The organism is Streptomyces bacillaris (genome assembly GCF_003268675.1).
GTDB lineage: Bacteria > Actinomycetota > Actinomycetes > Streptomycetales > Streptomycetaceae > Streptomyces > Streptomyces bacillaris.
The window spans coordinates 6,178,858-6,191,324 of record NZ_CP029378.1 but is presented as its reverse complement, the minus strand read 5'-3'; the positions used below and the strand labels follow the sequence as shown (position 1 = coordinate 6,191,324).

Genomic DNA, 12,467 nt, shown 5'->3' with positions numbered 1-12,467 from the left:
CATGGAGGCGGCTCCGGCCGCTCCGCCGCTGACCTGGCTGTACGTCCCCGGGGACCGGCCGGAGACGGTGGCCAAGGCGCTCGGCTGCGGGGCGGACGTGGTGATCGTCGACCTGGAGGACGCCGTCGCCCCCGACCGCAAGGCGTACGCGCGCGCCGCCACCGCCGAACTCCTCGCGGACCCGGTGACCGCCTCCCCCGACGCCGTACCGGTCCACGTCCGGGTGCACGGCGAGGACGACATCCGGGCGCTGACCGGGCTGCCGGGGCTCTCGGGGCTCCGACTGCCCAAGATCACGCACGCGGTCTCGGTCCACCATGTGGCGGCGGTGGCCCCCGGCGTACCGCTCTATCCGCTGCTGGAGTCGGCCCTCGCCGTGGAGCACGCGTACTCGATCGCCTCGGCCCACCACGACGTACGGGGCATCGCCCTGGGCGAGGCGGACCTGCGCGCCGATCTCGGCGTACGGGAGGACTTCGGGCTCGACTTCGCGCGGAGCCGGCTGGTGGTGGCGGCCCGGGCGGCCGCGCTGCCGCCGCCCGCGCAGTCGGTCTTCCCCGATGTCCGGGACCTGGACGGGCTCTGGGCGTCCTGCGTACGGGGGCGGGGGCTCGGGCTGCTGGGGCGGGCGGCGATCCATCCGCGCCAGCTGGAAGTGATCGAGCGGGCGTTCCGGCCGACGGCCCGGGAGGTCGAGGAGGCGGAGGAGATCATGGCGGCGTCGAGGGTGGACGCGGGGGCGCTGGCGCTGCCGGACGGGCGGTTCGTGGACGCGGCCGTGGTGGCGTCGGCCCGCCGCACACTGGCGATCGCCGGGCGGGCCTGAGGTTTCTCGGGCCCGCCCGGCGATCGGAGGTGGTGCGGGGGCGCCGGGCGGCGGCGCGGAGGTCAGCTCTTGTCGGCGGCCTCGGGGGCGGAGTCCTTCTTCTTCAGCGGGTCGCTGTCGTCGGCGCCGGTCTCCGGCGTGTCCTTCTTCAGCGGGTCGCCGTCCGTGGCGTCGGCCTCGGGAGCGTCCGAGGCGTCGTCCTTCTTCTCGTCGGCCTTCCCGGCCGCCACGGCGTCCTTGTCCGGCTCGACGATCTCCTCGCGGCCCGGGCGGAGCTTCGCGGAGATGACGATGTAGGCGACGGCGAGGGCGAAGACGATGATCGCGGTCCACACGTTCAGGCGCAGGCCCAGGATGTGGTGGGCCTCGTCGACCCGCATGTACTCGATCCAGCCGCGACCGGCGCAGTAGGCCGCGACGTACAGCGCGAACGCCCGTCCGTGGCCGAGCTTGAAGCGGCGGTCGGCCCAGATGACCAGGAGCGCGACGCCGATGCACCACAGCGACTCGTAGAGGAAGGTCGGGTGGTACGTCCCCGCGACCCGGTTCGGGCCCTCGCTGATCTCCAGTGCCCAGGGCAGGTCGGTCGGCCGACCGTACAGCTCCTGGTTGAACCAGTTGCCCCAGCGGCCGATGGCCTGGGCGACGGCGATGCCGGGGGCCAGCGCGTCCGCCCAGGCGGGGAGCGGGACGCCCCGGCGGCGGCAGCCGATCCAGGCGCCGACCGCGCCGAGCGCGATGGCGCCCCAGATGCCGAGGCCGCCTTCCCAGATCTTGAAGGCGTCGACCCAGTTCTGGCCTTCGCTGAAGTAGAGCTGGTAGTCGGTGATCACGTGGTAGAGCCGGCCTCCGACGAGGCCGAAGGGCACGGCCCAGACGGCGATGTCGGCGACGGTGCCGGCTTTGCCGCCACGGGCGACCCAGCGCCTGTTGCCGATCCAGACGGCGACGAAGACACCGATGATGATGCAGAACGCGTAGCCGCGCAGCGGGATCGGGCCTAGCTCGATCACGCCGGTCGACGGACTGGGAATGGAGGCAAGGTTCATGACGAGGTCGACGCTACCTTGCCGGGCGGTGGGTACGGCAAGCCACCCGGCAACGTCTGGGTAACGAGGACACCTGTCCGGGGGCCCTTTGTACCGGGGGGCCGGGCGGGTGTACCGGGAGTCCGGGCGGGGCCCAGGCCGGGCCCCCGTCAGCCCTCCCCTTCCCCCGGCGGGCCCCCGCGGCCCCCGTCAGATCCCGCAGCTACCGCCGGACGCCGGACCACCCCCCGGCAGGTTCTCCGGCGTGCTCAGGAGGCGGGGGCGGCGGACGGGGTGGCGGTGCCGGGCTTCTTGCCCTTGTTGGCCTCCAGGACCCACTTCTTCAGGTTCTCCACGGAGATCTGCTCGTCGCCCTTCTTCGGGAAGATCGACTCGCCGTTGAGGAGCGCGGTCGGGGTGCCCTGGAAGCCGCCCTCGCGGAACGCGGTGTCGGACTTCTGGACCCAGCTGTCATGGGTGCCCTCCTCCACACAGCTGCGGAACTCCGGCGTGTCGAGCCCCTTCACCTCACCGGCCAGCTCGATCAGCCGGCTGTTCTTGGCGAAGGCGTCGTCGGGCTCGGGGGGCTGGTTGCGGAAGAGCACGTCGTGGTACGGGGCGAACTTGCCGACGTCCTGGGCGCAGGCGGCGGCGTTGGCGGCGCGCAGCGAGCCCTTGCCACCCAGATTGCCGTCGATGATCGTGGCCAGGTGGTAGTCCACCTTGAGCTGGCCCGCCTCGACCAGCTCCGTGATGGTGTCCCGGAAGGCGTTCTCGAACTGGGCGCAGACCGGGCAGCGGAAGTCCTCCCAGATCGTGAGCGTGGACGGGGCGTCGGAGGCGCCGACCGGGAGGGTCAGGGAGGCCTCGCCGGTGGCTCCCGACGGGGTGATGGCGGGGCCGGACGCGGTGTCGTCGCCGTCCTTGCCGACGTTGGCCGCGATGAGGCCGACCACGGCGGCCAGCGCCAGGACGCCGACCACGGCGGAGGAGACGATCAGCGTACGGCGGCGCTTCTCGCGGCCCTTGTCCCGCTCGCGCTGCTGGGCCAGGCGCTCACGCGCACTTCGGTTTCCCTCAGGAATCTTGTCGCTCACACCCGCAGCAACGAACCGGGGAGGCACCTACGCGCCTCCCCGGTTCATATTCCACCCGTTCAGGTGACGTCGGCGCTCAGCGCTTTCGAACGCCCTGTGCCAGCTCGCCCGCCAGCGAGCGGACGGCGTCGAGACCGGCGGCCTCGTCGGGGGCGTCCAGGATCGCCTTGACGAAGGCGGAGCCGACGATCACGCCGTCCGCGAAGCCGGCGACCTCGGCGGCCTGCTCGGCGTTGGAGACCCCGAGGCCGACGCAGACCGGCAGGTCGGTGGTGGCGCGGGTGCGGCCGACCAGCTCCTGGGCCTGGGCGCCGACGGAGGCACGGGTTCCGGTGACGCCCATCAGGGAGGCGGCGTAGACGAAGCCGCTCCCGGCCGCCGTGATGGTGGCGAGGCGGGCGTCCTGGCTGCTGGGGGCGACGACGAAGACGGTGGCGAGGCCGTGCTTCTCGGCGTGCTCGCGCCACAGCGCGGACTCCTGGACCGGCAGGTCGGGCAGGATGCACCCGGCACCGCCCGCCTCGGCCAGCTCGGCGGTGAAGCGCTCGACACCGTACCGGTCGATGGGGTTCCAGTACGTCATGACCAGGATCGGGACGCCGGTGGCCTCGTACGCCTCGCGGACCGTCCGCATCACGTCCGCGATCCGGACCCCGCCGCGCAGGGCGATGTCGTCGGCGGTCTGGATGACCGGCCCGTCCAGGACCGGGTCGCTGTGCGGGAGCCCGACCTCCACGACGTCGGCGCCGCCCGCGACGACGGCCTTGACCGCCTCGATGCCGCCGTCGACCGTCGGGAAACCGGCCGGGAGGTAGGCGATCAGCGCGGCCCGGTCCTCCGCCTTCGCGGCGGCCAGGGTGGTGCTCAACAGCTCGATGTTGCCACTCACTTGGCGTCCCCCACGATCTCGGCGCGGTCGCTGTCCGCGTCCGCCTCGACGGCGGCGTCGGTGTCGTACAGCCCGAAGTAGCGGGCGGCGGTGTCCATGTCCTTGTCGCCCCGGCCGGACAGGTTGACCAGGATCAGCCCGTCCTTGCCCAGCTCCTTGCCGAGGTCCAGGGCACCGGCGAGCGCGTGGGCGCTCTCGATGGCCGGGATGATCCCCTCGGTGCGCGAGAGCAGGCGCAGGGCCTGCATGGCGGCGTCGTCGGTGACCGCGCGGTACTCGCCGCGCCCGATGTCCTTGAGGTAGGAGTGCTCCGGGCCGATGCCCGGGTAGTCCAGCCCGGCGGAGATGGAGTACGGCTCGGTGATCTGGCCCTCGTCGTCCTGGAGGACGTAGGAGCGCGAACCGTGCAGGATGCCCGGCTCGCCCGCCGTCAGGGTCGCCGCGTGCTCGCCGGTCTCCACGCCGTGCCCGGCGGGCTCGCAGCCGACCAGGCGGACGTCGGCGTCCGGGATGAAGGCGTGGAAGAGGCCGATGGCGTTCGAGCCGCCGCCGACACAGGCGACCGCCGCGTCGGGGAGGCGCCCGGTGCGCTCCAGGAGCTGGCGGCGGGCCTCGACGCCGATGACCCGGTGGAAGTCGCGGACCATCGCGGGGAAGGGGTGCGGGCCCGCGACCGTACCGAAGAGGTAGTGCGTACGGTCCACGTTGGCGACCCAGTCGCGGAACGCCTCGTTGATGGCGTCCTTCAGGGTCCGCGAGCCGGACTTCACGGCGACGACCTCGGCGCCGAGCATCCGCATCCGGGCCACGTTGAGCGCCTGGCGCTGGGTGTCGATCTCGCCCATGTAGATGGTGCAGTCGAGGCCGAAGAGGGCGCAGGCGGTGGCGGTGGCGACGCCGTGCTGACCGGCCCCGGTCTCCGCGATGACCCGGGTCTTGCCCATGCGCTTGGTGAGCAGCGCCTGGCCCAGCACGTTGTTGATCTTGTGCGAGCCGGTGTGGTTCAGGTCCTCGCGCTTGAGGAAGACCCGGGCGCCGCCCGCGTGCTCCGCGAAGCGCGGGACCTCGGTGAGCGCGCTGGGGCGGCCGGTGTAGTTCACCATCAGCTCGTTGAGCTGGGCGGCGAACTCCGGGTCGGACTTGGCCTTGTCGTACTCGACGGCGACCTCGTCCACGGCGGCGACGAGCGCCTCCGGGATGAACTTGCCGCCGTAGGCACCGAAGTAGCCCTCGGCGCTGGGGGTCAGACCCTCGGGGTCCGGGATGAAGAACTCGGACGTCATGCGACGTGCTCCTTGGCATGGCAACGGATGGGTTCACCGTATGCGCGGAGCGGCGGGCGCCACCCGGACCGGCGTGCGGGCGGGGCGGTGCGGTCATACGTACGGGGGTGAGGTGCTGCGGTACGTCGGCCGGGGCTCGCTACTGCGCGGACCCCGGGCGCCATCGCATCCCGTTGACCTGGCCGGGCTCGTCCCCGATGACGTACCGCACGCGCCGGCCGTGCACCCGGCGGGCGGGCGCGCGGCAACCGCGCGGACGGCAGCCGCGCGCCAGCGGGGCGTGCGGGTCCCGCGCCGGGGCCCCGGCCAAGGCGAGGCCCGGCCGGGTGCGGGGCACGGGACGGTCGGTCATGGTCGTCGGTCTCCCGGTCAGCCGCGGCCGTGGCGGAGGGCCGGGTGGGCGCCCGCGGCGACCAGGTCCGCGACGGCGGCCCGCGGGTCGCGGCCGGTGACCAGGGACTCCCCGACCAGGACGGCGTCGGCGCCCGCGTTGGCGTACGCGATCAGGTCGTGCGGGCCCCGGACGCCGGACTCGGCGACCTTGACGATGTGGTCGGGGATCTCGGGACCGACGCGCTCGAAGGTGGAGCGGTCGACCTTGAGGTCCTTCAGGTTGCGCGCGTTGACCCCGATGATCTTCGCTCCGGCGTCCACGGCGCGCTCCACCTCGTCCTCGTCGTGCACCTCGACGAGCGGGGTGAGCCCGATGGACTCGGCGCGCTCGATGAGGGAGACCAGGGCCTCCTGGTCCAGGGCGGCGACGATCAGCAGGGCGAGGTCGGCGCCGTACGCCCGGGCCTCCCACAGCTGGTACGAGGTGACGATGAAGTCCTTGCGCAGGACCGGGATGTCGACCTTGGCGCGGACGGCCTCCAGGTCCGCGAGCGAACCGCCGAAGCGGCGCTCCTCGGTGAGGACCGAGATGACGGACGCGCCGCCCGCCTCGTAGTCCGCGGCGAGCCCGGCGGGGTCCGCGATGGCGGCCAGGGCCCCCTTGGACGGGGACGAGCGTTTGACCTCGCAGATGACGGTGACGCCCTCGCCGCGCAGGGCGGCGACTCCGTCCTTGGCCTGGGGAGCACGGGCCGCGCGCTCCTTCAGCTCGTCGAGGCTGACGCGCGCCTGCCGCTCCGCGAGGTCGGCGCGAACGCCGTCGATGATCTCGTCGAGCACACTCACGCGAGCGGCCCCCTTCCGGGACGGTTGACGGTGAACAGGATCAGCCATACCGATGGTATCCGCAGGAGGCCCCGGGGCCCGCATCCGGCCACTCCGCGTCCCACTACCTGGGCATTCAGGGGGCCAGGGCCGAGCCGAACGGCAGATTCCGGACGACGGTGAAGACCAGGAGGAGGGTGCCGATGGCCCACCACCAGGCGGGTGCCAGCCGGATCCGCAGCGGCTGCCCGCGCCAGGCCCGGACCAGCCAGAGCACCCAGACCACGGCGAAGAGGAAGTAGCCGGCGGTGGCGACCGCGTTGGCCGAAAAGGCGGCCCCGAGATCGCCGTGGACGAACGCGTGGGCGCTGCGGAGGCCGCCGCAGCCGGGGCAGAAGGTGCCGGTCAGCTTGAGCAGCGGGCAGACGGGGTAGTGGCCGGGCTCGTTGGGATCGACGGTCCCGACGTACGCGAAGGCTCCGGCGACGGCGGCGAGGATGCCGAGGGGGGTGGCCAGGCCCTTCCACCCCTTCCGGCTTCCCTGCGAGGAGCCTTCACCCGAGGGGCCTGTGAGCTGCGGGATCTCCCCCGCGAGGCTTCCGTCCTCAAACGCCGGACGGGCTGGGTGGTCAACGGCCCCGTCCTGGGGCTCCGGGCCGGCTTGGTGGGGCGCCGGGCGGGCTGATCGGGGCCCCGGACCGGCTGAAACGGGGCGGGCCACGTCCGGGGTCGGGCAGACGGTCAGGGGCATGTTCCAGGGCCCGACGCCCTGGGGCACGGCGTCGGGCGTCGGGTCCGGGGTCTGGGGGGCGGAAGGCGGGGGCGAGGCGTTCACCCGGTGATTGTCGCCGCTCATACGGAAAGGCGCAGCCCCACCGGGGCTGCGCCTTGCTGCGTGTCGGCCGCGCGGACGGGCCGGCGGGGTGTCAGTGGGAGACCTGGGCCTCTCCGGCGCGGACGCGGGCCTCCGCCAGCTCGGCGGACTCCTTCGGCATGCCGAGGCCGGCGAGCTTCATGGCGTAACCGACGATGCCACCGCCGAAGATGACGGCGACACCGGCCCAGAAGCCGAGCGGGTTGGCCGCGACCATGAAGACGCCTGCGACGCAGAAGCCGATGAAGGAGATGATGACACCGGTCCAGGCGGCCGGGGTGTGTCCGTGGCTGCTGCCCGCCATGAGTTGCTCCTTGTTGGTGTTGCGCTGTGGGTTCGCGGTGTGGGTCGCTGTAGCCGCCGCTCGGAGGACGGCTCGCCTCCATTGTCCCGCACGGGGGCACAGGAGGTGAGCGGGGGGGGCACCCCCCGGGTGTGTCCGAGCCGTGTCTAGCCGGTCGGGTCCTCGCCCCGGTCCAGCGCCTTCCACAGCTCCTCGGGCCGGTCCGGGTCCGGGGCGGTGCGGGGGCCTTGCGGGGGCGCGGGGTGCCGTCGCGTTCGTAGCGGCCGGACATCGTGGGCCAGCGGCTGCCGTAGCGCAGGGCGAGGAGCCCGGCGAGCAGGATCAGCAGACCGCCGGCGGCGGTGACGTAGGGCCAGGCGGTGTGGGTGAGGGCGTTGATGGTGGCGCCCGTGTCACCCGTGGTGCGGGCGGCCTGCTCGTCGAGGGCGGTGCTGTCGGACGCGCCCACCCAGGCGCTGACCGTGGCGCCGAGGCCGCTGAGGGCGAGGAGGACGGCGACCGTACGGCGGCCGACGCCCCGGACGGCGAAGACGGCGACGAGGGCGGCCAGGCCGACGACGGCCAGGGCGGCCGGGGCGCCGGTGACGTCCTGGCCGTCGGCGGTCAGCGGCAGGGCGCCGCCGCTGGTGGCCGCCAGGCCCTCGGCCCAGGTCTGGCCGGAGGCCAGCAGGACGACGGTCGCGCCCACCGCGCCCAGGAGCAGCCCGGCCGCGAGCGACCGGCGGCTGCTTCCGCCGCCCGGGGAGTCGGGCGCGGCTCCGGGTTCCGCGTCCGGCGCGGCTGCGGAGGGCGCTCCGGACTCGGGGTCGGCGGTGACGGCACGGGGCTGGGGTACGGGGGCGGCACTCACGTCATCCACTATCCCTCACGGCCTCACCGGTCGTGGAGCCGGTTGGCGGTATGGACGGCGCGCAGCACGGCGGCGGCCTTGTTGCGGCACTCGTTGTCCTCCGCGACCGGGTCGGAGTCCGCGACGACACCCGCTCCGGCCTGCACATACGCGGTGCCGTCGCGGAGCAGGGCGGTGCGGATGGCGATGGCGGTGTCGGAGTCCCCGGCGAAGTCGAGGTAGCCGACGCAGCCTCCGTACAGTCCGCGGCGGCTCGGCTCCAGTTCCTCGATGATCTGCATGGCGCGGGGCTTGGGGGCGCCGGAGAGGGTGCCCGCGGGGAAGCAGGCGGTGAGGACGTCGAAGGCGGTGCGGTCCTCGGTGACGCGGCCGGTGACGGTGGAGACGATGTGCATGACGTGGGAGTAGCGCTCGATCGACATGAAGTCGACGACCTCCACGCTGCCCGGCTCGCAGACCCGGCCCAGGTCGTTGCGGCCGAGGTCGACGAGCATCAGGTGCTCGGCGCGCTCCTTGGGGTCCGCGAGCAGCTCCTCCGCGAGCGCCTGGTCCTCCTGCGGGGTGGCGCCGCGGTGCCGGGTCCCGGCGATCGGGTGGACCATCGCCCGGCCGCCCTCGACCTTGACCAGGGCCTCGGGGCTGGAGCCGACGACGTCGAACCCGTCGAAGCGGAAGAGGTACATGTACGGGGAGGGGTTGGTGGCCCGCAGCACCCGGTAGACGTCCAGGGCGCTCGCCGTGCACGGGGTCTCGAAGCGCTGCGAGGGCACGACCTGGAAGGCCTCCCCGGCCCGGATGCGCTCCTTGATGTCCTCCACGGCCTCCTGGTAGGACGCGCCGCCCCAGAGCGCGGTGTACGGGGGCAGCTCGGACGGGGGCAGGACCGCGGGGGCGTTCTCGACCGGGCGGCGCAGGTCCTGCTCCATCGCGTCGAGCCGGGCGACGGCGTCCGCGTACGCCTCGTCGACGCCGGTGGAGAGGTCGTTGTGGTTGATCGCGTTGGCGATCAGCTGGACGGTGCCGTTCTGGTGGTCGAGCACGGCGAGGTCCGAGGTGAGGAGCATGGTCAGCTCCGGCAGCTTCAGATCGTCGCCGCCGTGCTCGCCGATCTTCTCCAGGCGGCGTACGACGTCGTAGCCGAGGTAGCCGACCATGCCGCCGGTGAACGGGGGCAGCCCCGCGTCCTCGACCAGGTCGCGCGGGGTGTGCAGGGTCTCGACGGTGGCGCGCAGGGCGTCCAGCGGGTCGCCGTCGACGGGGACGCCGACGGGCGGGGTGCCGAGCCAGTGGGCCGCGCCGTCGCGGGCGGTGAGGGTGGCGGCGCTGCGTACGCCGATGAAGGAGTAGCGCGACCAGGTGCGGCCGTTCTCCGCGGACTCCAGCAGGAAGGTGCCGGGGCGCTCGGCGGCGAGCTTGCGGTAGAGGCCGACCGGGGTGTCGCCGTCCGCGAGGAGGCGGCGGCTGACGGGGACGACGCGCCGGTCGACGGCCAGCTTGCGGAAGGTGTCGAGATCCATGGCCGGACCTTAGCTGTCGAGGAGGGTGAGGACGTCGGCGTCGAAACAGGTGCGGTCGCCGGTGTGGCAGGCGGCGCCGGTCTGGTCGACCTTGACCAGCACGGTGTCGGCGTCGCAGTCCAGGGCGACGGACTTCACCCGCTGGATGTGGCCGGAGGTGTCGCCCTTGACCCAGTACTCCTGGCGGCTGCGCGACCAGTAGGTGCAGCGGCCCGTGGTGAGGGTGCGGTGCAGCGCCTCGTCGTCCATCCAGCCGAGCATCAGCACCTCGCCGGTGTCGTACTGCTGGGCGATGGCCGGGACCAGACCGTCGGCGCCGCGCTTGAGGCGCGCGGCGATGGCGGGGTCGAGGCGGCTGGTGGGCGGTGTGGGGCCGGGCGTGCTGGTCATGGGCCCATTGTGCCGTGGCGGTGGGGGCTCTCCGGGCGGACGTCCACTGGGCGGACCCCGGGCGACGGTCGTACGCTGGCGGGCATGTCGACCCATGCGAAGCGTGAACGTCTCCTGCTGGCCGATCTGTTGGAGGCGGCCGGTCCCGAGGCCCTGACCCTGTGCGAGGGCTGGAAGACCCGTGATCTCGCCGCCCATGTGGTGGTCCGGGAGCGCCGGGCGGACGCGGCGGGCGGGCTGGTGATCGGCGCGCTGAAGAACCGGCTGGAGCGGGTGCAGGCGGAGTTCGCGGCGAAGCCGTACGAGGAGCTGATCCAGCTGATCCGGACGGGGCCGCCCCGGTTCTCCCCGATGTCCCTCAAGCAGATCGACGAGGCGGCGAACACGGTGGAGTTCTTCATCCACGCGGAGGACGTGCGCCGGGCCCAGCCGGACTGGTCGCGGCGCGAGCTGGACCCGGTCTTCGCGGATGTCCTCTGGTCGCACACCGAGAAGACCGCCCGGCTGCTGGGCCGCCGCTCCCCGGTGGGGCTGGTGCTGCGCCGCCCGGACGGCCGCACGGCGGTGGCCCACAAGGGCGCCCCGGTGGTGACGGTGACCGGGGAGCCCTCGGAGCTGCTGCTGTTCGCCTTCGGTCGGCAGGACGCGGCGGATGTGCAGGTGGAGGGCGAGAAGGAGGCGGTGGACCGGCTGCACCGCTCGGAGCTGGGGATGTAGAGGGATGTAGCGGAGCCGGGGATGTGACCGTCCGGGGGCTTCTACGTGCCCAGGAGCCGCCGGGCCGCCAGCGCGAGGGAGACCTCGACGGCGTCCCGGGGGCGGGTGAGGCAGCGGCCCGTGAGCTGTTCGAAGCGGCGGAGCCGGTTGAGGACGGTGTTGCGGTGGCAGTAGAGCCGCGCGGCCGCCCGCTGGGCGGAGCCGTCCGCGTCGAGCCAGGCCGTCAGGGTCTCCAGGATGACGTTCCGGTCCGCGGGGTCGAGCCGGTCCAGCGGACCGAGCACCCGGGCGGCGAGGGCGGAGCCGAGGGCCGGGGAGGAGACGACGAGGGCGTCCGGGAGGTGCTCGTCGAGCACGACCGTGCCCCCGGAGGCGGGACAGGCCCGCAGCGCGGTCTCCGCCAGCCGCCGGGCGTCCCCGAGCGCGGCCAGCCCGTCGACGGCGGAGCCGATCCCGGCCCGGGTCCCGTCGGGGGCGTCCAGCGCGGCGGCGATGGCGTGCAGCTCGCCGGGGTCACCCGGTTCGCCGGTGAGCCGGAGGATGGCGAACTCGGCGTCGGGGCCGGTGTGCCAGAGGGGGGCGGCGGCGCCCGGTGGCCCGGCAGGTCCGGCGTACGGGGCCGGGGCCTCGGCCACCCGGACGTCCGGTCCGGGCGGCCCCTCCGGAGCGGCGCCCGGGAGCGGGGCCTCGGTCGCCACCCCCGCCTCCGCCCGGCCGTACCGGGGCTCGTGCGGCTGCGGCAGGGCGGACGGCAGGTTCAGCAGCGGCCGGACGGGTTCCGGCTGGGACTGCCGTACGGGGCCGGGGTCGCCGCGCCGTACGGAGGCGACCGCGAGCACCGCGTACCGCCCCTGTTCCGGCAGGCCGAGCATGGCCGCCGCGTCGCTGAGGTCCGCGATCCGGGCGGTCCCGTCGAGCAGCGCCGCGATCACCAGCCGCTGCCGGTTCTCGCGCTGCCAGGTCAGCCGGCGCTCGGCCTGCCGGTAGGCGTCCGCGACGATGCCGCAGTGCTCGTCGACGAAGTTCCACACATCGGCGGCGACGTGGACGAGCAGCCGTACGTCGTCGGGGTCGCGGCGGGCCGTCTCGTCGACCAGGTCCTGCCAGACCATCGCCCCGCCCATCCGGAAGGCGTGCAGGACGGCGTCGAGCGGGACGCCCTGTCCGGCGCGGATCTCACCGATCCAGCGGGAGGTGCGGTGGGCGGCGTCGCGGAACTCCTTGGGCTGGAGCAGCGAGCCGACGTTGTGGCGCAGGGAGTGGTGGACCTCCTGCCAGACCTCGGACCGGTCCGCGTCGATGGCCGCCCGGTAGCCGGGCTCCTGCTCGTACAGGGCCTCCACGAGCCGGTCGGTGAGGGCCGGGAGCGAGGCCACGAGGACCCGGGCGGCCCGGTGCAGCACCTCGACGGCCTCGCGGTCGGCCAGGGAACGGAAGCGCTGGGGCAACGGCGCCGCGGGGTGGGTGCCGTGCAGCACCGCGAACCGCGGACGGACGAGCTGGGGCATGGCGGCCTCCACCGGAGATCGGCCGG

General features: G+C 73.8%; 13 protein-coding genes and 1 pseudogene. 2 read left to right on the top strand and 12 right to left on the bottom strand.

Annotated elements, in window-relative coordinates:
- The first annotated feature begins 1 nt into the window (after position 1).
- Positions 2-826 carry an HpcH/HpaI aldolase/citrate lyase family protein gene (locus DJ476_RS26905; RefSeq protein ID WP_103421435.1) on the top strand — a complete coding sequence of 275 codons (825 nt, stop codon included), beginning with the start codon at positions 2-4 and terminating at the stop codon, positions 824-826.
- Between the two features lie 62 nt (positions 827-888).
- Here the strand turns inward: DJ476_RS26905 and lgt are convergent, their stop codons facing one another.
- From lgt to hisI, 11 genes and pseudogenes are all read right to left on the bottom strand, one after another.
- Positions 889-1,875 carry a prolipoprotein diacylglyceryl transferase gene (gene lgt, locus DJ476_RS26900; RefSeq protein WP_103421430.1) on the bottom strand — a complete coding sequence of 329 codons (987 nt, stop codon included), beginning with the start codon at positions 1,873-1,875 and terminating at the stop codon, positions 889-891.
- A gap of 248 nt (positions 1,876-2,123) precedes the next feature.
- A complete protein-coding gene (locus DJ476_RS26895; RefSeq protein ID WP_018486581.1) occupies positions 2,124-2,951 on the bottom strand; it encodes a DsbA family protein in 828 nt (275 codons plus the stop codon).
- 76 nt (positions 2,952-3,027) lie between these two features.
- Positions 3,028-3,840 (bottom strand): tryptophan synthase subunit alpha, encoded by an 813-nt coding sequence (gene trpA, locus DJ476_RS26890; protein WP_019766293.1) that lies wholly within the window; start codon positions 3,838-3,840, stop codon positions 3,028-3,030.
- Entirely contained in the window at positions 3,837-5,123 is a 1,287-nt protein-coding gene (trpB, locus tag DJ476_RS26885) for a tryptophan synthase subunit beta (RefSeq protein WP_070203168.1), read from the bottom strand. The genes trpA and trpB overlap by 4 nt, the downstream gene beginning before the upstream one ends.
- Positions 5,124-5,262: 139 nt before the next feature.
- Positions 5,263-5,475 carry a tryptophan biosynthesis modulator TrpM gene (trpM, locus tag DJ476_RS26880; RefSeq protein WP_112491746.1) on the bottom strand — a complete coding sequence of 71 codons (213 nt, stop codon included), beginning with the start codon at positions 5,473-5,475 and terminating at the stop codon, positions 5,263-5,265.
- 17 nt (positions 5,476-5,492) lie between these two features.
- Positions 5,493-6,302 (bottom strand): indole-3-glycerol phosphate synthase TrpC, encoded by an 810-nt coding sequence (gene trpC, locus DJ476_RS26875; protein ID WP_026237257.1) that lies wholly within the window; start codon positions 6,300-6,302, stop codon positions 5,493-5,495.
- A gap of 115 nt (positions 6,303-6,417) precedes the next feature.
- Positions 6,418-6,864, bottom strand: coding sequence for a DUF2752 domain-containing protein (locus DJ476_RS35815; protein ID WP_381148841.1), 447 nt, complete (start codon positions 6,862-6,864; stop codon positions 6,418-6,420).
- Positions 6,865-7,207: 343 nt separating this feature from the next.
- The gene (locus DJ476_RS26865; RefSeq protein ID WP_103421283.1) at positions 7,208-7,459 is read right to left on the bottom strand and encodes an HGxxPAAW family protein; all 252 of its coding nucleotides are present in this window, start codon (positions 7,457-7,459) and stop codon (positions 7,208-7,210) included.
- Between the two features lie 146 nt (positions 7,460-7,605).
- Positions 7,606-8,318: pseudogene (locus DJ476_RS26860) on the bottom strand (TIGR02234 family membrane protein).
- Between the two features lie 14 nt (positions 8,319-8,332).
- Entirely contained in the window at positions 8,333-9,826 is a 1,494-nt protein-coding gene (locus DJ476_RS26855; RefSeq protein ID WP_070203171.1) for an anthranilate synthase component I, read from the bottom strand.
- Positions 9,827-9,835: 9 nt separating this feature from the next.
- Positions 9,836-10,216, bottom strand: coding sequence for a phosphoribosyl-AMP cyclohydrolase (hisI, locus tag DJ476_RS26850; protein ID WP_019766130.1), 381 nt, complete (start codon positions 10,214-10,216; stop codon positions 9,836-9,838).
- Positions 10,217-10,300: 84 nt separating this feature from the next.
- On the opposite strand from hisI, the gene DJ476_RS26845 reads away from it, so the two are divergent.
- Positions 10,301-10,933: a TIGR03085 family metal-binding protein gene (locus DJ476_RS26845; RefSeq protein WP_070203172.1), complete on the top strand. Its 633-nt coding sequence runs from the start codon at positions 10,301-10,303 to the stop codon at positions 10,931-10,933.
- 41 nt (positions 10,934-10,974) lie between these two features.
- Here DJ476_RS26845 and DJ476_RS26840 read toward each other — a convergent pair whose 3' ends face one another.
- Positions 10,975-12,441 (bottom strand): PucR family transcriptional regulator, encoded by a 1,467-nt coding sequence (locus tag DJ476_RS26840; protein WP_112492634.1) that lies wholly within the window; start codon positions 12,439-12,441, stop codon positions 10,975-10,977.
- Between the last annotated feature and the right edge of the window lie 26 nt (positions 12,442-12,467).